General features: G+C 71.0%; 16 protein-coding genes and 1 riboswitch. All 16 genes read left to right on the forward strand.

Going from position 1 to position 20,569, the window contains the following annotated elements; translation table 11 throughout:
* The first annotated feature begins 101 nt into the window (after positions 1-101).
* The 16 genes from WQ56_RS09320 to WQ56_RS09400 all read left to right on the forward strand — a co-directional run bounded on the left by WQ56_RS09320 (position 102) and on the right by WQ56_RS09400 (position 20,552).
* Complete coding sequence (locus tag WQ56_RS09320) at positions 102-2,747, forward strand: TonB-dependent receptor (RefSeq protein ID WP_047136807.1); 2,646 nt, start codon at positions 102-104, stop codon at positions 2,745-2,747.
* Positions 2,748-2,851: 104 nt separating this feature from the next.
* Complete coding sequence (locus tag WQ56_RS09325; protein ID WP_156170483.1) at positions 2,852-5,461, forward strand: M14 family zinc carboxypeptidase; 2,610 nt, start codon at positions 2,852-2,854, stop codon at positions 5,459-5,461.
* A 122-nt stretch (positions 5,462-5,583) separates the two neighbouring features.
* Complete coding sequence (locus WQ56_RS09330) at positions 5,584-6,600, forward strand: LysR substrate-binding domain-containing protein (RefSeq protein WP_047136808.1); 1,017 nt, start codon at positions 5,584-5,586, stop codon at positions 6,598-6,600.
* A 138-nt stretch (positions 6,601-6,738) separates the two neighbouring features.
* Positions 6,739-6,950, forward strand: a riboswitch (cobalamin riboswitch).
* Positions 6,951-7,131: 181 nt separating this feature from the next.
* A complete protein-coding gene (locus WQ56_RS09335) occupies positions 7,132-9,621 on the forward strand; it encodes a ribonucleoside-diphosphate reductase subunit alpha (protein WP_047136809.1) in 2,490 nt (829 codons plus the stop codon).
* A 186-nt stretch (positions 9,622-9,807) separates the two neighbouring features.
* On the forward strand, positions 9,808-10,857 hold the full coding sequence (locus WQ56_RS09340; protein WP_047136810.1) for a ribonucleotide-diphosphate reductase subunit beta: 1,050 nt from the start codon (positions 9,808-9,810) through the stop codon (positions 10,855-10,857).
* A 110-nt stretch (positions 10,858-10,967) separates the two neighbouring features.
* Positions 10,968-11,450, forward strand: coding sequence for a flavodoxin (locus tag WQ56_RS09345; protein WP_047136811.1), 483 nt, complete (start codon positions 10,968-10,970; stop codon positions 11,448-11,450).
* Positions 11,422-11,763: a thioredoxin family protein gene (locus tag WQ56_RS09350; RefSeq protein WP_047136812.1), complete on the forward strand. Its 342-nt coding sequence runs from the start codon at positions 11,422-11,424 to the stop codon at positions 11,761-11,763. The genes WQ56_RS09345 and WQ56_RS09350 overlap by 29 nt, the downstream gene beginning before the upstream one ends.
* A gap of 40 nt (positions 11,764-11,803) precedes the next feature.
* The gene (locus tag WQ56_RS09355; RefSeq protein WP_047136813.1) at positions 11,804-12,205 is read left to right on the forward strand and encodes an acyl-CoA thioesterase; all 402 of its coding nucleotides are present in this window, start codon (positions 11,804-11,806) and stop codon (positions 12,203-12,205) included.
* 66 nt (positions 12,206-12,271) lie between these two features.
* Positions 12,272-12,730, forward strand: a complete 459-nt coding sequence (gene mntR / locus WQ56_RS09360; RefSeq protein ID WP_047136814.1) for a manganese-binding transcriptional regulator MntR — start codon at positions 12,272-12,274, stop codon at positions 12,728-12,730.
* Positions 12,731-12,834: 104 nt separating this feature from the next.
* Positions 12,835-13,842, forward strand: coding sequence for a methionine ABC transporter ATP-binding protein (locus tag WQ56_RS09365; RefSeq protein ID WP_047136815.1), 1,008 nt, complete (start codon positions 12,835-12,837; stop codon positions 13,840-13,842).
* Positions 13,839-14,516 (forward strand): methionine ABC transporter permease, encoded by a 678-nt coding sequence (locus WQ56_RS09370; protein WP_047136816.1) that lies wholly within the window; start codon positions 13,839-13,841, stop codon positions 14,514-14,516. Before WQ56_RS09365 ends, WQ56_RS09370 begins: the two co-directional genes overlap by 4 nt.
* Positions 14,517-14,604: 88 nt before the next feature.
* Positions 14,605-15,417, forward strand: a complete 813-nt coding sequence (locus tag WQ56_RS09375) for a MetQ/NlpA family ABC transporter substrate-binding protein (protein WP_047136817.1) — start codon at positions 14,605-14,607, stop codon at positions 15,415-15,417.
* Positions 15,418-15,547: 130 nt separating this feature from the next.
* Complete coding sequence (locus WQ56_RS09380; RefSeq protein ID WP_047136818.1) at positions 15,548-17,083, forward strand: DUF2974 domain-containing protein; 1,536 nt, start codon at positions 15,548-15,550, stop codon at positions 17,081-17,083.
* A 123-nt stretch (positions 17,084-17,206) separates the two neighbouring features.
* Positions 17,207-17,869, forward strand: a complete 663-nt coding sequence (locus tag WQ56_RS09385) for an ankyrin repeat domain-containing protein (RefSeq protein ID WP_197076467.1) — start codon at positions 17,207-17,209, stop codon at positions 17,867-17,869.
* A 144-nt stretch (positions 17,870-18,013) separates the two neighbouring features.
* Positions 18,014-19,687 (forward strand): Mbeg1-like protein, encoded by a 1,674-nt coding sequence (locus tag WQ56_RS17735; protein WP_052772945.1) that lies wholly within the window; start codon positions 18,014-18,016, stop codon positions 19,685-19,687.
* Between the two features lie 211 nt (positions 19,688-19,898).
* Positions 19,899-20,552, forward strand: coding sequence for an ankyrin repeat domain-containing protein (locus tag WQ56_RS09400; RefSeq protein ID WP_156170487.1), 654 nt, complete (start codon positions 19,899-19,901; stop codon positions 20,550-20,552).
* Positions 20,553-20,569 lie beyond the last annotated feature (17 nt).

Here is a 20,569-nt window from a genome sequence, read left to right on the forward strand (position 1 = left end):
GCACATTCCACAATGGAATGTCGCCAGTCCGGAACACCATTTCTTGACCCGAGGCCAGCCATGGCCCACTGCCCGACCCATCCGGTATTGCAGTGCAGCAGATGTCCAGCCCCTCGCGTCTCGCGGCCGCCCTCCTGGCGGCGCTGTCCTTCCCCACCCTCGCCGCCGCACAGGATGCGGACGGCCATGCAGGCGCAGGCGCGCGCACGCTGGGCACGGTGACCGTGACCGGCTCCAACATCCGCCGCGCGGACGCCGAGACGGCGAACCCGGTGCAGGTCATCGGCCGACAGGAGCTCGAGACCTCGGGCAAGGTCACCGTCGCTGACGTGCTGCGCTCGATCTCGGCCAACACCGGCAACGCCGCCAACGAGACCAGCAACAGCGGCTGGGCGTCGGGCTCGGCCGGCATCGGGCTGCGCGGCCTGTCGCAGAAGAACACGCTGGTACTGCTCAACGGCCGCCGGCTGGCCAACTACGGTTTCCCGGCCGGCGGGCTGTCGGACACCTTCGTCAACCTCAACGCGCTGCCGCTGGTGGCGGTCGAACGCATCGAGGTGCTCAAGGACGGCGCGTCGGCGGTCTACGGCTCGGACGCGGTCGCCGGCGTGGTCAACATCATCACCCGCCAGAACTTCCAGGGGCTCGAAGTGGGCGGCAGCCTGGGCACTTCCGACGAGGGCGGGCTGGACACGCAGCGCGCGCGGCTGGTCGGCGGCATCGGCGACCTCGACACCGACGGCTACAACCTGCTCTTCAGCCTCGAGGCCTATGATCGCGATCGGCTCGACCAGGACCAGCGCGCGCTCACGCGCTCGGGCATCTACACCGACAGGCCCGGCGGCCGCTGGAACGGCTGGTCGGCCAAGGGCGCGCGGTTCCTCGTCGACGGCGCGTCGGTACCGCTGCTCGATGCCGCGGGCAACTGCCCGCAAGGCATGGTGCTGACCGCGAGTGCGCCGATCGACGGGCTCGCCGGCGACACCTGCGCGATCAACCTGGCGCCGCACACCACGCTGATCCCGGCGACCGAGCGCTACCAGGGCTACGTCAACGGCACGGTCCGCCTCAACGAGACCACCGAGGCGTTCGGCGAACTCGTGGTGAGCCGCATCCGCGGCGCGTCGCTGTTCGGCTCCAGCCCCTACTTCACGCTCGAGGGCGGCCGCTTCGCGCTCGACGCGCAGACCGGGCTGGCCGAGCCGGTCTCGAACCTGCTGCCGGCCGGCAACCCCTACAACCCGTACGGCGTCGACACGCCGATCGAGTACACGGTCTTCGACCTGGGCCAGTCGCTCAAGACCAACCGCTCGACCGCCTACCGCGTGCTCGGCGGCGTGCGCGGCCGGTTCTCCGACACCTGGGACTGGGAGGCCGCGGCATTCGCGGCGCGCAGCAAGGAGGAGGAGACCGTCGCCGGCGGCTTCGCCAACCGCTGGACGCTGGCGCAAGCGCTCGCCGACGGCAGCCTGAACCTGCATGCGCCCTCGACGACGCCCCAGGCCGTGCTCGATGGGATCGCGCTGAGCACGCTGCGCCCGGCCGACTCGCGCCTGACCGGCGTCGACTTCAAGGTCTCGGGCAGCCTGTTCGACCTGCCGGCCGGCACCGTGGGCTTCGCGGCCGGCGCCGAGTGGCGGCACGAGTCCCTGGTCTCGCGCAACCCGTGGCAGATCGACGCCGGCCTGCAGGTGCGCCCGGCGATCGCGGCGGTCGACGGCGAGCGCGACGTCGCCGCGGTCTACGCCGAGGTCAACGTGCCGGTGACCCCGACGCTGGAACTGCAGCTGGCCGGCCGCGGCGACCACTACAGCGACTTCGGCAGCGCGTTCTCGCCCAAGGCCGGCCTGCGCTGGCAGCCGCTCGACGCGCTGCTGGTCCGCGCCTCGGCCTCGCGCGGCTTCCGCGCGCCGTCGCTGTCGGAGAACTCGGCCTCCACCAGCATCGCCTACGGCTCGGTCGTCGATCCCTTCGATCCGGACGTCGCCGACTCGCGCCAGAATCCGACGTTCTTCACCGTCGGCAACACCGAGCTCGATCCCGAGCGCACACGCAGCTACAACCTCGGTTTCGTGCTGTCGCCGTGGGCCGACACCAGCCTGAGCCTGGACTGGTACCGGGTGGAGCTCGACAACCTGGTGGGCACCGGCAACACCACGACGATCGTGCAGAACAACGACCCGGCCGACGTCCTGCGCGACGCGCGCGGCAAGCTGGTGGCCGTCTACAACCGCTACCAGAACCTCAGCGAGCTGCAGACCTCGGGCCTGGATGCCGAACTGCGCCAGCGCTGGCGCACCGGCAACGCCGGCACCTTCGGCCTGTCGAGCGTGTTCACCCACGTGCTCGAGTACAAGCGCCCGCAGACCGTCGGCGGCCCGCTGGTCGACTACGCCGGCAGCAACCTCGGCCCGTCGCTGCCGCGCAACAAGGCGACAACGACGCTCGACTGGAAGATCGGCGACTTCGATGCCGGCCTGACCTGGTACCGCACCGGCAGCTACGACCAGAAGGCCAGCGCCGCGGCGAGCGCGGCGCAGTCGCGGGTGGACGCCTACGACCAGTTCGACCTCTACCTGGCGTGGTCGGGCATCGACCGGCTGACGCTCTATGCCAAGGCCGAGAACATCGCCGACGAAACGCCGCCGCACGACGCGTCCTTCCCGGGCATCCGCGCCCCGTACGACTTCAGCCAGTACGACCTGCGCGGGCGCTACTTCCAGGTGGGCTTCGACTACCGGTTCTGACCGCGCCCGCCCGCACCCGATCTCCCCCCCGCGCCACGGCGGCGCCACGGCACGACGCGCGCCCGCGCGGCGTCCTGGCGCCGCCCCCGACCGGATCCGTCCCGATGTCCAACCCGTCCCTCCGCCACGCCCCCGGGTGCACCCGCCGATTCCGCACCGCGCCGATGCGGATGCTGCTGGCCCTGCTCGCGCTGCTGCCGCTGGCCGCGGTCGCGCAGAACGCCTACTACTTTCCGCAGGCCCAGGCCGCGGACTTCGATCCCGAGATCCCCACGCCCGAGCAGTTCCTCGGCTACCCGCTGGGCACGCACTACACGCGCCACGACCGCATCGTCGACTACTTCCGCGAACTGGCGCGCGTCTCCGACCGGGTCACGCTGCAGCAGACCGGGCGCAGCTACGAGGAGCGCCCGCTGGTCGCGGCGTTCATCACCTCGGCCGCCAACCACGGCCGGCTCGAATCGCTGCGCGCCGCGCACGCCACCCAGCGCGACCCCGGCGCGGCCGCGCCCGCGCAGCTGCCGGTCGTCATCGGCCTGTACTACAGCGTGCACGGCAACGAGACCTCCAGCGGCGAAGCCGCGCTGCTGACCGCCTACTACCTGGCCGCGCACCGCGGCGCGGAGACCGCGCGCTGGCTCGACGAGGCGATCGTGCTGATCGACCCGGCGCAGAACCCCGACGGCCGCGACCGCGCGGCGAACTGGCACAACGCATGGAAGTCGAACCCGCCGGTCGCCGACCCGCTGGACAAGGAGCACGTCGAGCCGTTCCCGATGGGCCGCACCAACCACTACTTCACCGACCTCAACCGCGACTGGCTCGCGGTGACCCAGCGCGAGACCCGGCCCAAGATCGAGCTGTTCCACCAGTGGACGCCGAACGTGCAGATCGACTTCCACGAAATGGGCGCGGGCAGCACGTACTACTTCGAACCCTCGCCGTCGAGCATGCACAGCCCGCTGCTGCCGCAGGCCTCCTACGATTTCAACGTCACACTGGCGCGCTATCACGCCGAAGGGCTCGATGCGCTCGGCTCGCTGTACTACACGAAGGAAAACTTCGACAACTTCTCGCCGGTCTACGGCTCGACCTATCCCGACTTCCACGGCGGCGTCGGCGTCACCGTCGAGCAGGGCAGTTCGCGCGGCCTGGTGCAGGACACCGCCGGCGGCCCGCTGGAGTTCCGCTTCACGATCCGCAACCAGGTCGCGACCGGGCTGGCGACGGTGCGCGGCGCGGTCGCCGAAAAGGCCGGGCTGCTCGCGCTGCAGAAGGATTTCTTCCGCTCGGCGCTGGCGCAGGGCCGGCGCCACGACGCGGCCGCGTTCGTGTTCGGCGACGCGCACGACCCGTCGCTGACCCGGCGCCTGCTCGACCTGCTGCTGCTCCACCGCATCGAGGTCCATGCGCTGGCGCGCGAGACGACGATCGACGGCGTCACGTTCTCGCCCGGCAGCGCCTACGTCGTGCCGTCGGCGCAGCCGCAGTTCCGGCTGGTGCATGCGATCTTCGAGACCACGCCCAAGGTGAAGGAGAGCGTCTACGGCAGCACCTCGTACGCGATCGCGCACGCCTACGGCATCGCCTTCGCACGCGTGAGACGCGCGCCGGCGCTGGGCGAGCGGGTGCAGGCGCTGCCGCCGCCGATGGCCGGCGTCGCCGGCGGCCAGGCGCGCTACGCCTACGCGGTCGACTGGCGCGACCAGGCCGCGCCGCGCGTGCTCGCCGCGCTGCTAGCACAGGACATCCGCGTGCGCAGCGCGTTCCAGCCGTTCACCGCGCGCACCGCGGACGGCGAGATCGCTTTCTCCTACGGCACGCTGGTGGTGCCGGTCGCCGGCCAGGCACTGGCGGCCGAGGCACTGCACGCTGCGGTCGATACCGCCGCGCGCGAGGCCGGCGTGCGTGCGCACGCGCTGTCGACCGGGCAGAGCGCGGCCGGCATCGACCTGGGCAGCGACAGCGTGCGCCCGCTGCGCAAGCCCGCGATCGCGCTGGTCATGGGCCAGGGCGTCAACGCGACCGAGATCGGCTCGACCTGGTTCGCGCTGAGCGAGCAGCTGCGCTGGCCGGCGACGCGGCTCGACCCGACTCAGCTCGCACGCGCGCCGCTGGGCGACTACACCAGCATCGTGCTGGCCGGCGGCAGCTACGAGGACTGGAGCGAGGCAACCGTCGAGGCGCTGCGCGGCTGGGTCCGGGCCGGCGGCTCGCTGGTGACCTTCGGCAGCGCGGCGCAGTGGGCGATCGACCGCAAGCTCGCCGACGGCCTCGGCCAGGCCCCGGCGCAGGACGACGGCGACACCGGCCGCGCGGATTTCGGCGACCGCCGCGACCTGCTGGCCGAGGACCGCATCTCCGGCAACCTGGTCTCGGCCGACGCCGACATCAGCCATCCGCTGGCATTCGGCGTGCCGCGCCGCGCGATCTTCGTCAACAAGGAGACCCCGGTCGTACTGCCGCCGGCGCGCGATCGCTTCTCGACGGTCGTGCGCATCGACGATGCGCCGCTGGTCAACGGCTACGTCTCGGTGCGCAACCGCGCCAGGCTCGGCGGCGCGCCGTGGGCGGTCGTCGCCGCGACCGGGCGCGGGAACGTCGTGCTGTTCGCCGACGACCCGGCGCATCGCAAGTACTGGCACGGCACCGAACGGCTGCTGCTCAACGCCTTGCTGCTGTCCGACCAACTGGTGCCGGCCGGGCGCCGCTGAGGGCGGCGGGGACGCGCTGCGGATCGCGGCACACAGTGTTGTCGCCGGCGGGACATGCCAGTCGTGCCCCTGGGCGACCATGCGGCGATGCATCATCCCCGCCCGGGCGCGCCGGCCTCGCCATGACCCTCACCCAGCTGCGCAGCTTCGTCGCCATCGTCGAGTGCGGCCACAACATCACGCTGGCCGCCCGGCGCCTGCACGCGACCCAGTCGGGCCTGTCCAAGCAGCTCGGGCAGTTGGAGAACGCGCTCGGCTTCCTGCTGTTCACCCGCCGTCGTCGCGCGCTCGCCGCGCTGACCGGCGAGGGCCGGCAGGTGCTGGTGCACGCCCGCCGCCTGCTGGCCGAGGCCGGCAACATCCAGGCGCTGGCCGACAACCTGCGCAGCGAGGCCCAGGGCCTGCTGCGCATCGCCGCCACCCACACCCAGGCCCGGCACGCACTGCCGCCGGCGCTGCAGGCGCTCAAGCGCGACTGGCCCGACGTCGCGGTGCACGTGGTGCCCGGCGGCGATGCCGAGTCGCTGCGGCTGCTGGCCGAGCACCATGCCGACCTGGCGATCCTCAGCGGCACCGGCGCCCCGCCCGCGGGCCTGGTGGCGATCCCGCTCTACCGCTGGGGCCGCCGGGTGCTGGTGCCGGCCGGCCATCCGCTGGCGGCGCTGCCGCGGCCGATCGGCCTGCGCGACCTGGCCGCGGTGCCGCTGGTGAGCTACGAATCGAGCCGCCAGCCCACCTCGTCGCTGCAGCGCGCGTTCGCAGCCGCCGAGCTGACCGCCGACATCGCGGTCACCGCGCGCGACGGCGCGCTGATCCGCGCCTACGTCCACGCCGGCCTGGGCGTGGGCATCGTCGACGAGATGGGCGCCGACATCGACGACGGCCTGGTCGCGCCCCCGGTCGAGGACGGCCTGCTGCCCGAATGCATCACCTGGGTGCTGCTGCGCCGCGACCGCGTGCTGCGCGATTTCGGCTTCGCGCTGGTGCAGGCGCTGGCACCGCACTACGCGGCCGTGGAGCTGCGCCGGCTGCTCGACCACGACCAGCCGCTGCCGGTCCCGGCCCCCGACTGGCGTCGCTGGTCGCGTGCGTCCACCCCTGCCCTGGCAGCGCGGACGGCGGTCGCCGTTACTGAATAGGTGTCTGGCGGGGTTGCCTGGCGCAGCCGGATCTGCATCGCCCCACACCCGGCCGGCGCCGGAGGCCGCACGATTCCCGGCCTGACGCCGCTCTGGGCGCCCGCCCCACATTTAGCGTTGACGCTGCGCATGCACCCCACTATCTTGGGCCCCGTCGGTTCCGCAGCCCCGAAGCCTGCGGATTAAAACGGGAAGCCGGTGACGCCCCACGCCAGTCCGGCACTGCCCCGCAGCGGTAATCGGGAACGCACCCGCCATGCCTCCAGGAGCGATCCTGCGGCGCACGGCGGGAGGAAGGCATCGGCCTTCGCCCGAGAGTCCGCGGCCCTGCCGACAGCCGCGCGAAGCACGACGCGCGGTACCGGCTGTGGACGCTCCGTGGGAGCGGGTCCGCGGAGCGGGAGGCGACGGCGCAGGCCGGTCGCCGTCCCTGCGACGCCACCCGATCATCCTCGCGCCGTCCACGGCCGCCGGACCCCGACGCGGGCGGGACGGCGGCGTGCGCGAATGACAGGACACTAGAGAGGACGCATGACCAGCCACGACACCGTCTCGAACGCCCCTTCGACGCCCGCGGACGCCACCCCGACCATCGCCGCATCCCCCACCCCCGCGGCGCCGCCCGTCGTCGACGCAGACGCCGACGACGTGGTGCCGCCGCCCCCGAGCGCCGCCATGCACACCGCCATCGCAGACACCCCGGACGTCGACGCCGACGTCTCCACCTGGATCACCAAGGAAGCCGGCAACCGCCGGATCCCGTACGAGCGCGCGCGCCTGGAGCGCAGCATCGACCGCGTGCACGCCGAGTTCCCGCAGCTCGACATCGCCGACTACAAGCGCAGCGTGTTCGGCTTCGTCGAGCGCAAGGACGCGGTCAACGCCGACGACCTGGTCGACCACCTGATCCGCGAGGCCGAGGCCCGCGTCGACGTCACCGCGCCGGAGTGGGAGTTCTTCGCCGCCCGCCTGTACCTGCACCGCCTGTACAAGCGCGCCAGCCGCAACCGCTTCTACGACGCCGAGCAGAAGTACGGCTCCTACGTCGGCCTGCAGGAATCGCTGGCCGACCGCAACATCTATTCCAACGACATCCTGCGCGCGTACTCCAAGGAGGAGCTGCAGGAAGCCGGTCGCATGATCGAGGCCGAGCGCGACAAGCTGTTCGCCTACAACGGCCTGTACCTGCTGGCCACGCGCTACCTGGCCACCGACACCTCGCGCGCGGTGTTCGAACTGCCGCAGGAGCGCTGGCTGACCATCGCGCTGTACCTGATGCAGAACGAGACCCGCGGTGGCCGCGAGCGCCGCATGCAGCTCGTCGGCGAGGCCTACTGGGCGCTGTCGAACCTGTACATGACCGTCGCGACCCCGACGCTGCAGAACGCCGGCAAGGTCGGCGGCCAGCTGTCGTCGTGCTTCATCGACACCGTCGACGATTCGCTGCAGGGCATCTACGACTCCAACACCGACATCGCCCGCGTCTCCAAGGGCGGCGGCGGCGTCGGCGCGTACCTGGGCTACGTGCGCTCGTCGGGCTCGGCGATCCGCGGCGTGCCCAATTCGTCGGGCGGCGTGGTGCCGTGGATCAAGCAGCTCAACAACACCGCCGTGTCGGTCGACCAGTTGGGCCAGCGCAAGGGCGCGGTCGCGGTGTATCTCGACGTGTGGCACCGCGACATCGAGGCGTTCCTGGACCTGCGCCTGAACAACGGCGACCAGCGCCTGCGCGCGCACGACGTGTTCACGTCGGTGTGCATCCCCGACGTGTTCATGGAGGCGGTCGAGCGCCGCGGCGACTGGTACCTGTTCGACCCGCACGAGGTCCACCGGGTCAAGGGCTGGTACCTGCAGGACTTCTTCGACGAGAAGAAGGGCGAGGGCACGTTCCGCAAGAAGTACGAGGAAGTCGTCGCCGACGAGCGCATCTCGCGCAAGACCGTCAAGGCGATCGACATCTTCAAGCGGATCATGGTGTCGCAGCTCGAGACCGGCAACCCGTTCATGTTCTACCGCGACGAGGTCAACCGGAAGAACCCGAACAAGCACGTGGGGCGCGTCTACTCGTCGAACCTGTGCACCGAGATCCTGCAGAACATGAGCCCGACGAAGATGATGCAGGAGATCATCTCCGGCAATCAGATCGTCACCACCAAGCAGGCCGGCGACTTCGTCGTGTGCAACCTGTCGTCGGTGAACCTGGGCCGGGCGATCGTGCCGCAGGAAGGCCAGGGCGACCTGATCACCGACGTGCTCGAGCGCCTGATCCCGATCCAGGTGCGCATGCTCGACAACGTGATCGACCTCAACCAGCTGCCCGTCCCGCAGGCCACGATCACCAACCAGAAGTACCGCGCGATCGGCCTGGGCACGTTCGGCTGGCATCACCTGCTGGCGCAGAAGGGCATCCAATGGAACGAGAAGGACGCCGAGGACTTCAGCGACACGCTGTACGAGCGCATCAACTTCCTGACCGTGCAGGCGAGCATGGAACTGGCGAAGGAGAAGGGCGCCTACCCGGTGTTCGCCGGCAGCGACTGGCACACCGGCGCCTACTTCAGCGACCGCGGCTACAACTCGCCCGAATGGCTGGATCTGGCCGCGCAGGTCGGCGTCAACGGCATGCGCAACGGCTGGCTGATGGCGGTCGCGCCGAACATGTCGACCGCGCAGATCGCAGGCAGCACCGCGTCGATCGACCCGATCTACTCCGCGTTCTACTACGAGGAGAAGAAGGACTACCGCCGCCCGGTCGCCGCCCCCGGCCTGTCGCTCGACACCTGGCCCTACTACGAGAAGGGCGCCTACAAGGTCGACCAGTTCGCGTCGGTGCGCCAGAACGCGCGCCGCCAGCGCCACGTCGACCAGGCGATCAGCTTCAACCTCTACGTGCCCAGCACCATCCGCGCCAGCACCCTGCTCGACCTGCACATGACCGCCTGGCGCGAGGGCATCAAGACCACGTACTACGTGCGCTCCAACGACATCGACATTGCCGAGTGCGAGTGGTGTAGCAGCTAAAGCGCATTCGCGCTTTAGCTTCCACGGTTTACTTCGCAAACCGCGGACCCTGCTTCACCAGCATCCACACCCCCGCGCCTTGGGCGCGCCCCCCTGACTCAGGGGGGCTTTCCTCCAGATTGATTCGTCGCGTCGCCATCTCAGTGCTGCGTGTACGCGACGGCACGAAACATGAGACTTCCGCACATGGCCGTTACGTCCACTCCGCTCGACCGCATCAAGATCCTCGAGCCGCGCCACCCCAACCGCTCGACGGGCATCATCAACGGGCGCACGTCCGGCATCCTCAACTGGAACGACATTCCGTACCCGTCGTTCTACCGCGCCTACAAGGAACTCTCGACCAACTTCTGGATCCCGGACGAGGTCGACATGAAGGGCGACGCCAAGCAGTACGGCGAGCTCTCGGCGCGCGAGAAGAACGCCTACGACTCGATCATCGGCCTGCTGGCCACGCTCGACTCGCCGCAGACGCGCTTCATCTACAACGTCGCCGAGTACATCACCGACCCGGCCGCGCACGCCAACGCCGCGATCATCGGCCAGCAGGAAGTGATCCACAACGAGAGCTACAGCTACGTGCTGGCCTCGATCACCGACCTGTCGAACCAGAACCGCGTGTTCGAGATCGCGCGCACGCATCCCACGATCCAGAAGCGCAACGCGCCGATCATGGAATCGTACGACGACTTCATGCGCGAGAAGACCGCCGAGACGCTGCTGCGCTCGCTGATCCAGTCGTCGATCCTCGAGGGCATCAACTTCTACTCGGGCTTTGCGTACTTCTACAACCTGGTCCGCCAGAACCGGATGACCGGCACCGGCAAGATCATCAGCTTCATCAACCGCGACGAGCTGGCCCACACCAAGTTCATCAGCGAGGTGATCCGCGCCATCGTCGGCGAGAACCCCGAGCTGCAGACCAACGAGCTCACCGACTACGTGCACAAGGCCTTCGCCCATGCGATCGAGCTGGAGACCCAGTGGACCGGCGAGGTGCTCGACGGCATCGACGGCATCGACGTCGACGAGATGATCCGCTACGTGAAGTACCGCGCCAACAAGATGGCCGGCATGCTCGGCATCGAGAAGCTCTACACCGAGACCACCGACAACGTCATGCCGTGGATCAAGGCCTACGCCGACAACTTCACCGAGACCAAGACCGACTTCTTCGAGATGCGCAATGCGTCGTACAAGAAAACGAACTCCGATAACGGATTTGATGATCTGTAAGGGCAGGGATTCGGGATTTGGGATTCGGGATTGGGAACAGCAACACACAGAACGCGACTCCGAGCCCGCTTTTCCGAATCCCTAATCCCCAATCCCCATTCCCGGCTTTAATGCGCATCCTCCTCGCCTACTGTTCGCTCAGCGGCAACACCCGCGACGTCGCACGAATGGTGCGGGCGCGATGCGAGGCGCTGGGCCACGCCGTCACCTGGATCGAGACCGACATCCAGACCCTCGCGTCTGTCTGCCCCGATGGCGCCGACCACGACCTGTACGTGCTCGGCGCGTGGACCGACAACGCCGGGCGCACGCCGGTCGAGATGAAGCGCTTCATCGCCGAGCTGGTCGACGCGGTCGGCAAGCCGCGGCAGCTGGCGGCGTTCGGCACCGGCGAGACGCAGTGGGGCGCGGAGTACTACTGCGGCGCGGTGCGTCGCATCGCCGCGTTCTTCGGCACGGACTATCCGACGCTGGAAATCGAACAGATGCCGCACGGCGAACGCGATGCGCTGAAGATCGAACGCTGGACCGATACCATAGTCGCCCGTACCGAGACCCCGCCCCATGCAGACCCTGCACGCTTCGTCGCCTGACGACTACGCCGCCGCGCTGGCCGCGCATCCGCGCCTGCTCGTGGACTACTACAAGGACGACTGCCCGGGCTGCAAGATGCTCGACATGTCGCTGGCGAAGTTCGCCGCGACCGACGACGCCGACGGCCTGGTGCTGCTGAAGGTGAAGCTGGAGATCGTCGGCGAGGACTTCTTCCGCGGCCTCGGCCTGCGGCAGACGCCGACGCTGGCGCTGTTCCGCGACGGCGAGGAGACCGCGCGCCTGGCCGGCTTCCAGAGCCCGCCGCAGATCGTCCAGGCAGTCGCGCATCACCTCGCGCCCGTCGACGCCTGAGTCACCGGGCGCCGCGCCCCGTCCTCCGCACGAGTTCCGCATGACCCCCATTCCCGACGCACCGGCCACCGAAGCCCGGATGCTGGAGATCGTCTTTCCCGACCACACCAACCACCTGGGCACGCTGTTCGGCGGCCAGGCGCTGGCATGGATGGACAAGGCCGCGTTCATCGCCGCTTCGCGCTATGCGCGCCTGACGGTGGTCACGGCGCGCTCCGAGCAGGTCGACTTCAAGCTGCCGATCCGCCAGGGCCAGTTGGTGGAGACCATCGCGCGCGTGGTCGAGGTCGGGCGCACTTCGATGCAGGTCGAGGTCGAGGTGATCGCCGAAGACCTCATCAGCGGCGAGCGCGAACTGTGCACGCGCGGGCGCTTCGTGATGATCGCGCTCGACTCGCGCGGCCGGCCGGCCCAGGTCCGCGCGCTGCCCGGCAACGGCTGAGCCCAGGCACCGGCGGCGCCGATTGGCGACAATGGGCGCCGAGAGATTGTCCGTGAGCCCCGTCGTATGGCCCGATCCCCGCGCGGCGACCGCCCGGCCGCCCCCCTGCTCGAAGCCGACGTCCAGGCCGAGAGCTTTCGCCAGGTCCGCAACGCGCACCGCATGGAGCTGGCCGAGGACTACGTCGAGCTGATCTCGGACCTGATCGCCGATGCCGGCGAAGCGCGCCAGGTCGACATCGCCGCCCGGATGGGCGTGGCCCAGCCGACGGTCGCACGCATGCTGCAGCGGCTCGTCCGCGATGGCCTGGTCGTCCAGCGGCCGTACCGCGGCGTGTTCCTGACCGAGGCCGGCGAGGCGCTGGCCGCGGCCAGCCGGGAGCGGCATCGGGTGGTCGAGGCGTTCCTGCTGGCGCTGGGCGTGCCCGAGGCCATCGCCCGGCGCGACGCCGAGGGCATCGAGCACCACGTCAGCCCGGAAACCCTGGCGATCTTCGCCGCGTTCACGCAGTCACAGGCCGGCTGAGCGCGCCCGCGGGGCAGCTGTCTCGGCCACCATCGCCGCACGCCGCATCGCCGCGACGGCCCCGGCCTGCTAGCCTGCACGCCGGTTCTTCCGCAGCGCAGCACGTGATCCGCTTCGAACGCATCCACAAGTCCTTCCCGGTCCACGGGCGCGAGGTCGTCGCGCTGCATCCGCTCGACCTCACGATCGAGGCCGGCGAGGTGTTCGGCATCGTCGGGCATTCGGGCGCAGGCAAGTCGACGCTGCTGCGGCTGATCAACGGCCTGGAGACGCCCACCGGCGGCACGCTGACGGTCGACGGGCAGACGCTGGGGTCGCTCGACGGCGACGGCCTGCGGCGCCTGCGTCGGCGCGTGGGCATGATCTTCCAGCACTTCAACCTGCTCTCGGCCCGGACGGTGCTCGACAACATCGCCTTCCCGCTCCTGCTGGCCGGCACGCCGAAGGCACAGGCGCGCGCCCGCGCACAGGAGCTGCTGGTGCGCGTCGGCCTGGAGGCGCACCGCGACAAGTACCCCGCCCAGCTGTCGGGCGGGCAGAAGCAGCGCGTCGGCGTCGCCCGGGCGCTTGCGACCGAGCCGAAGATCCTGCTGTGCGACGAGGCGACCAGCGCGCTCGACCCGCAGACCACCGCCTCGGTGCTGCAACTGCTCGACGGCATCAACCGCGAGCTGGGCCTGACGATCGTGCTGATCACCCACGAGATGGACGTCGTGCGCCGGGTCTGCGACCGCGTCGCGGTGCTCGATGCCGGGCACCTGGTCGAGAGCGGCCCGGTCGCCGAGGTGTTCCTGCATCCGCAGCACCCGACCACGCGCCGCTTCGTCGCCGAATCCGAGGCGATCGACGAGGGCGCGCTGCACGAGGACATCGCGCACGTGGACGGGCGCCTGCTCCGGCTCACGTTCACCGGCGAGGAGACCTGGCAGCCGCTGCTGGGCCGCGTCGCGCGCGAGACCGGCATCGACTACACGATCCTGGCCGGGCGCATCGACCGCATCAAGCGCCTGCCCTACGGCCAGCTGACGCTGGCGGTGACCGGGGCGCAGGCCGACGACGCGCTGCGCCGGTTCGCGCAGGCCGGCGTGCACGTCGAGGAGTTGCCGCGATGAGCGCCCCGCTGCTGCCCAACGTCGACGCCGCCAAGTGGGCCGAGATCGGCCAGGCGACGGTCGACACGCTGCTGATGCTCGCCGGCTCGCTGCCACTGACGCTGCTGATCGGCCTGCCGCTGGGCGTGCTGCTGTTCCTGACCGGCCCGCGCCAGCTGCACGCGCGCCCGGCGCTGTACGGGGGCCTGGCGCTGGTCGTGAACCTGCTGCGCTCGGTGCCCTTCATCATCCTGATGATCGTGCTGATCCCGGTGACCCTGAAGGCCATGGGCACGTCGCTGGGCGTGCGCGGCGCGATCCTGCCGCTGGTGGTCGGCGCGGCGCCGTTCTACGCCCGGCTAGTGGAGACCGCGCTGCGCGAAGTCGAGCGCGGCGTCATCGAGGCCAGCCTGGCGATGGGCGCCACGACCCGGCAGCTGGTGCTGCGGGTGCTGCTGCCCGAGGCGCTGCCGGGCCTGATCGCCGGCGCCACGGTGACCACGATCGCGCTGATCGGCTTCACCGCGATGGGCGGCGCGATCGGCTCGGGCGGCCTGGGCGACCTCGCCTACCGCGACGGCTACCTGCGCTCGCGCACCGACGTGGCGGTGGTGACCGTGGTCGCCCTGCTGCTCATGGTGCAGGTGCTGCAGATGCTCGGCGACCGGCTGGTGGCGCGTTTCAGCCGACGCTGAACGCGTCGCACACTGATTTCCACGCGTGGACTCGATCCGCACGCGCACCGCCCGATACTGGGCGGCCCACGTCGCGCCCGGAACGTCCATGTCCCCTCTGCTGCCCCGCCTCGCCACCGCCGTCCTGCTGCTGGCCGGCCTCGCCGCGTGCGGCGGTGCCGACGACGGCGCCGCTGCGGGCCGCGAGCGGTTGACCATCGCCGCGACGGCCGTGCCGCACGCCGAGATCCTCGAGGTCGTCAAGCCGCTGCTCGCCGAGCAGGGCGTGGACCTGCAGGTGCGCGTGTTCAACGACTACGTGCAGCCCAACGACCAGGTCGTGCAGGGCCAGATCGACGTCAACTACTTCCAGACCGAGCCCTATCTCGACGCCTACAACCGCGACCGCGGCGCCGGGCTGGTGACGCTGGCCGGCATCCATATCGAGCCCTTCGGCGCATACTCGCGGCGCTACGACAGCCTCGACGCGGTGCCCGAGGGCGCCGACGTGGTGATCCCCAACGACCCGAGCAACAACAGCCGCGCGCTGATCCTGCTGCACCACGCCGGCGTGATCACGCTCGACGATCCGACCAACGCGCTCGCCACGCTGCGCAACATCACCGCCAATCCCCGGCAGCTCAAGTTCCGCGAGCTCGACGCGGCGATGCTGCCGCGCGTGCTCGACCAGGTGGACCTGGCGCTGATCAACACCAACTACGCGCTCGACGCCGGCCTCAATCCCGCGCGCGACGCGCTGGCGATCGAGGGCAAGGATTCGCCGTACGTGAACTTCCTGGTCGGGCTGCCGGACAAGCGCGAGGACCCTCGGGTGCGCAAGCTCATCGCCGCGCTGACCGGCGAGGAAGTCCGCGCATTCATCGCGCAGCGCTACCACGAGGCGGTGATTCCGGCGTTCTGACCGCGGCCGGCATCTGGGGTACGCCCCAGATGCGCCGCATCGCGCCGCCGCGCTAGGGTCGAGGCCTACGATCCGCAGGAGCGCGGCGATGACGATGATGATCGCAGACGGTGTGCGTGGCCTCTCCCCGATGCCGCCTCCGCCCCCGCCGCGCGAGGCACCGGCCGGGGGCGCGCCGGCCCCGGTGTCCTCCGGGCCCTATTGTCCCGATCCGACGTACCACCCGCAGGTCCAGGCGCCCGCGGCCGGCCCCGGCGCCGGCGCCCCGCCCACCGGACCCTACGCGATTCCTGCCGGCAGCACGCTGGGCGAGGTCGCCAGCGGTACCCAGGCGCAGCCGTTCGACGTGACGCTGTCGCAGCTGGCGACCGCCGTCTACGGCACCCGCGGCGCGCCGCCGGCCGGCTGGAACGAGGTCACCGACCAGCAGCTGCAGGACCTGGGCGTGGCCGACCCGCAGGCCTGGCGGCTGCAGTACCTGGGCGCGAACGACAGCGTGCCGACCAACGACCAGGAATTCCGCGCCGAGGTCTACACCGACGGCCAGGGCAACTACGTGCTGTCCTACCGCGGCACCGCCGAGGGCGGCGCCGACTGGGACAACAACTTCCGCCAGGGCCTGGGCTACGAGACCCGGGACGGCGACAAGTTCGGCGTGACCGCGGTCAACACCGCGCGCGAGTTCGCACGCGTCTTCGGCGACGACCGTGCCGAGCCGTCGAACCTGGCGATCACCGGCCATTCGCAGGGCGGCGGCCTGGCCAGCGTCGGCTCGCTGGCCAGCGGCGTGCCGGCAGTGACCTTCGACGCGTCCGGCATCCACCCCAATACGCTCGACCGCATGGGCATCGACCCGCAGGCCGCACGCGACACCGCCGAGGGCGGCCAGATCCGCGCCTACTCGCTGTCGAGCGACGCGCTGACCAATGCGCAGGACAGCTGGGCGACCGGCCTGCTGGCGCCCGACGCGCTCGGCACGCAGATCGTCGTGAAGCCGGCCAGCGCCGACGAGCACCAGATGTTCACGAACTACGGTCCCACCGAGGGCTTCTCGCCGGGCATGAGCGAAACGCTCAACACCGGCGTTGAGATCGCACGGCACACGCCGTTCCTGCCGTTCAATCCGGTCACCGGCCTGGTCACCGGCGGTGCAAACCTCGTCGGCAACGTGGCCTATGCCGCCATCAGCCACAGCCCCAACGCGCTGACCGCCGGCATGATCGAGCACCAGCCCTGGCAGGCGGGCTACGAGAACCCGTCCTCGCTCGGCCGCGACCTGCAGAACCTGCTGCCCGACGCGGCCAAGGACGACTACGCGCGCAACGTGCACGACTTCGCCACCGATGTCGACGCGGTCGTCGCCAACGAGTTCGCCAATGGCGACTACGTGCTCGGCGGCGCGCGCCTGGTCGGCGACCTGGCCGAGGGCGCGCTGAACTCGGTCGGCGACACCGTCGACGGCTATGCCGACCAGCTCGCCGGCCAGGTGAAGGACAACGTCGGCGGCTGGGCGGGCGACGTGCTGTCGGGGGCGATCGACGGCGCCGGCGATGTCGCCGAGTTCGCCACCGACGTGGCCGGCCAGGCGGCCGAGACGGTCGTCGATGGCGTGGGCTGGGTGGCACAGGGCGCGACCAACCTCGTCGGCAGCCTGTTCGGGCGCTGAGCCCGGCGTGCCAGCGCTTGCGCCCGGCCGCGTCCGGAGGTTGAAATGCCCCGCATGCCCCGTTTCCGCGTCATGCTGTCCACCACCGTCCTCCTCGGCGCCGTCGGGTGCGCCCCGCCTTCCATGAGCAACGACGCCTTCGACACCCCCTCGACCGCCTCGTTGGCCGACGCCGTCCGCCGCGACGACGCCGCCGAGGTCCGTCGCCTACTCCAGCAGGTGCCTGCCGACACGCCCGGCAGCCAGGGCGAGACCCTGCTGATGGAGGCGATCCGCCAGCGCCGCGCCGCGAGCGTGGACGCGCTGCTCGAGGGCGGTGCGGATCCCGACCGTGTCGACGCGCGCGGCGAGACACCGGTGCACGCGGCCGCGTTCTCGGGCAGCCCGGAGATCCTGCGCAGCGTGCTCGCCCATGGCGGCGACAAGGATGCGCGCAACCCGCACACCGGCGCGACGCCGCTGGTCCAGGCGCTGCTCTCGCCCGAGGCCGGCCAGGCCGAGGTGCTGCTCGAGGCCGGCGCCGATCCCGACATCGCCGACCGCAACGGCGACGTGCCGCTGCACGTCGCCGCGCGCACCAACGGCGGCGCCGCGATCCTCGCGCTGCTGCGCTCGGGCGCCGACCCGCAGGCGCGCAATTCGCGCGGGGACAGCTTCCAGGTCGAGTATTTCTCGTTCCCGGCCCATCTGCTCAATGCGCGTGCGCGCGAGGAGCGGCGCGAGGTCGTCGCCTGGCTCAAGGCCCACGGCGTGCCGCTGGAGAAGAACGTCACCGACGCCGACTGAGCATCGCGGCCGTCGGCATCGCGCCGGCACGGGCGCGAACCGTGACCTGAATCCGCTTTCCGCACCGCAGCCTAGGGTTCGCACCAGCTGTCGCCGGCCGTCCAGACGCCTATCGTCGAGGCATCCGACCCGAAGGTGCGCGTCATGAGCCTGTCCCCGGTTTCCGGCAACAGCCAACCCATCGACACCTGGCGCGACCACGCGCTCGATCCCGCGCTGCGCGCGCAGGGGGGCCCGCCGGCGAACACGCCGCGCAGCCACGTCGACACCAGCGCCGGCTTCCCGCGCGGCGACGGCAGCTTCGCCGAGTCCGTCCAGGGCACCGCGCCGCAGCCCGAGCGCGACCTGCACCTGTCGCTGATGGCCAACGACAGCTACACGCTGGCCGGGCCGGACGGCGTCACCGGCACCGCCGCCGAGGCCGAGCTGCAGGCCGCCGGCTGGACGCGTCTGGTGCCCAGCGAGGACGGCAGCCACCTGATCGACGCACAGGGCAACGAGATCCCGATCTCGACCGACAAGCTGCACGACCTGCAGACCGGCTTCGACGCGGCGATCTACCAGAACGCCGACGGCCAGTACGTCGTCGCCTACCGTGGCACCGACAACTGGGGGCTGGGCCAGGGCGGCGATTCGCGCGCGAACGGCGGCCAGGGCCTGGGCATGGAGACCGCGCAGTATTCCCAGGCGATGGAACTGGCGAGCCTGGCGGTGGACACCTTCGGCGAAGGCAACGTCGCGATCACCGGCCACTCGCTGGGCGGTGGCCTGGCGTCGGCCGCGATGCTCGCCACCGGCGTGCCGGGCGTGACCTTCAACGCCTCGGGCCTGAGCAACAACACGCTCGCGTCGCTGGGCTTCAATCCCAACGGCGCGCGCAGCGACCTGGCCGACAGCGGCCAGATCCGCCGCTACGTCGTCGACGGCGATCCGCTGACGCTGGCACAGCAGGACCTGCCCGTGCTGCCCATCGTGGGCCTGTCGCCGCCCGATGCGGTCGGCCACGAACTGCGCATCGATCCGCCTGCGGGCATGGGCCGCTTCGATCTCGGCGGCCTGCACGGCGGCGGCGCCGACCATCCGTCCTACGTCGAGGCGCTGCGCGAGAACACCGCGGGCGCGCCGCTCGACCTGTCCGGCACCGACCTGGGCCTCGCGCTCAGCACGGTCGAGAACATCGGCGAGCACGGGCTCAACCAGCTCGGCGCGCTGGCCGACGGCCTCGGCGGCCTGTACCGCGACGGCAGCGAGACGGTCTCCGACACGGTCAAGGGCATCGGCGAGGCGATCGAGAACGACTTCGGCAACGGCGACTATGTCGGCGGCACCCTCAGCATCGCCGGCGACGTGGTCGACGGCGTCGTTGGCCTGGGCGGCGACGTGGTCGCCAACACCCTCGACACCGCGGGCGACGCGGTCGAGAACGTCGCCAACCTCGGCGGCAGCGTGCTGCGCGACGTCGGCGACCGCGTCGGCTTCGACGCGCCGTTCGATGCGGTGGCCACCGGCGTCGAGTGGACCGGCCGCGCCGTCGACGATGTCGCCGACGCCGCCGGCAACGGCGTGCAGTGGGGCCTGGACAAGGTCGGCGACGGGGCCGAGTGGGTGATCGACAAGACCGGCGACGGCGCGCAGTGGGCCGCCGACCGCGTGGTCGACGGTGCCCGTGCCGTGGGCGAGGCCGCCGTCTGGACCGGCGAACGCCTGGCCGACGGCGCCCGTGCGGTGGGCGAGGCCGCGGCCTGGACCGGCGACCGCGTCGCCGACGGCGCCCGCTGGGTCGCCGAGAAGGCCAACCCGCTCAACTGGTTCCGTTGACCGCACGCCGCCGCGCCTGCGGCGCCCCGGTGCCGATGACCTCGTCACGGACGGTTCGATCCGGCGCCGCTAGGCTGTGCGCTTGTACCGCCGACGGGGCGCCGTCATGATCGATCCGGTTTCGCCGTTCTCCGCGACCAGCGTGCGTGCCTGCGTCTGCGCGCTGCTGGTCGCCGTCGCTCCGGGCGCCTGCGCCCGCCAAGGACCGAACATGTCCCAAGATCCGTCCACCGATCCTGGCACCGCCGCGCTGGCGCGCGCCGCCCACAGCGGCGACCTGGCCGATGCGAAGCGGCTCGTCGCCGACGGCGCCAACCCCGACGCGACCGATGCCGATGGCACGCCGCTGCTGCAGGCCGCGATCCTGCGCGGCGAGCGCCGCGGCTTCGAAACCCTGCTCGAGGCCGGTGCCGATCCGACGGCCGCGGCCGCCAACGGCAACACCGCACTGCACGTGGCCGCGATGCAGAGCGATACGACGTTCCTCAAGACCCTGCTGGCGCGCGGGCTGTCACCCGACACGCCCAACGCGCGCAACGGCGAGACGCCGCTGTTCAACGCGCTCGAGGCGCGCAACGACGACACCATCCGGCTGCTGCTCGACGCGGGCGCGCGCGTCGACGCCGCCGACCGCTACGGCGCGACGCTGCTGCACAAGGCCGCGCGCATCAACGCCACCGGCTGGGTCGTCCGGTTTCTCGAGGCCGGCGCCGACCCGACCGCGCGCGACCGCGTCGGCGTGACCTTCCAGCCCTCGTTCTTCCGCGCAAAGGATGCCGTACTCTCGGCCGGGGCCAGGCGCGACCGTGCCCGGGTCCGCGCCTGGCTGGTCGAACGCCGGATCCCGGTCGAGGACCGGGACTGAGGCCGCGCCGGGTGCGG

Origin of the sequence: Luteimonas sp. FCS-9 (assembly GCF_001014645.1) — a bacterium.
Classification (GTDB): domain Bacteria; phylum Pseudomonadota; class Gammaproteobacteria; order Xanthomonadales; family Xanthomonadaceae; genus Luteimonas.

Bases quoted from the DNA above. Each gene is read 5' to 3' on its own strand.
- WQ56_RS09320 (WP_047136807.1), top strand. From the start codon at position 102: ATGTCCAGCCCCTCGCGTCTCGCGGCCGCCCTCCTGGCGGCGCTGTCC.
- WQ56_RS09325 (WP_156170483.1), top strand. From the start codon at position 2,852: ATGTCCAACCCGTCCCTCCGCCACGCCCCCGGGTGCACCCGCCGATTC.
- WQ56_RS09330 (WP_047136808.1), top strand. From the start codon at position 5,584: ATGACCCTCACCCAGCTGCGCAGCTTCGTCGCCATCGTCGAGTGCGGC.
- WQ56_RS09335 (WP_047136809.1), top strand. From the start codon at position 7,132: ATGACCAGCCACGACACCGTCTCGAACGCCCCTTCGACGCCCGCGGAC.
- WQ56_RS09340 (WP_047136810.1), top strand. From the start codon at position 9,808: ATGGCCGTTACGTCCACTCCGCTCGACCGCATCAAGATCCTCGAGCCG.
- WQ56_RS09345 (WP_047136811.1), top strand. From the start codon at position 10,968: ATGCGCATCCTCCTCGCCTACTGTTCGCTCAGCGGCAACACCCGCGAC.
- WQ56_RS09350 (WP_047136812.1), top strand. From the start codon at position 11,422: ATGCAGACCCTGCACGCTTCGTCGCCTGACGACTACGCCGCCGCGCTG.
- WQ56_RS09355 (WP_047136813.1), top strand. From the start codon at position 11,804: ATGACCCCCATTCCCGACGCACCGGCCACCGAAGCCCGGATGCTGGAG.
- mntR (WP_047136814.1), top strand. From the start codon at position 12,272: ATGGCCCGATCCCCGCGCGGCGACCGCCCGGCCGCCCCCCTGCTCGAA.
- WQ56_RS09370 (WP_047136816.1), top strand. From the start codon at position 13,839: ATGAGCGCCCCGCTGCTGCCCAACGTCGACGCCGCCAAGTGGGCCGAG.
- WQ56_RS09375 (WP_047136817.1), top strand. From the start codon at position 14,605: ATGTCCCCTCTGCTGCCCCGCCTCGCCACCGCCGTCCTGCTGCTGGCC.
- WQ56_RS09380 (WP_047136818.1), top strand. From the start codon at position 15,548: ATGCCGCCTCCGCCCCCGCCGCGCGAGGCACCGGCCGGGGGCGCGCCG.
- WQ56_RS09385 (WP_197076467.1), top strand. From the start codon at position 17,207: ATGAGCAACGACGCCTTCGACACCCCCTCGACCGCCTCGTTGGCCGAC.
- WQ56_RS17735 (WP_052772945.1), top strand. From the start codon at position 18,014: ATGAGCCTGTCCCCGGTTTCCGGCAACAGCCAACCCATCGACACCTGG.
- WQ56_RS09400 (WP_156170487.1), top strand. From the start codon at position 19,899: ATGTCCCAAGATCCGTCCACCGATCCTGGCACCGCCGCGCTGGCGCGC.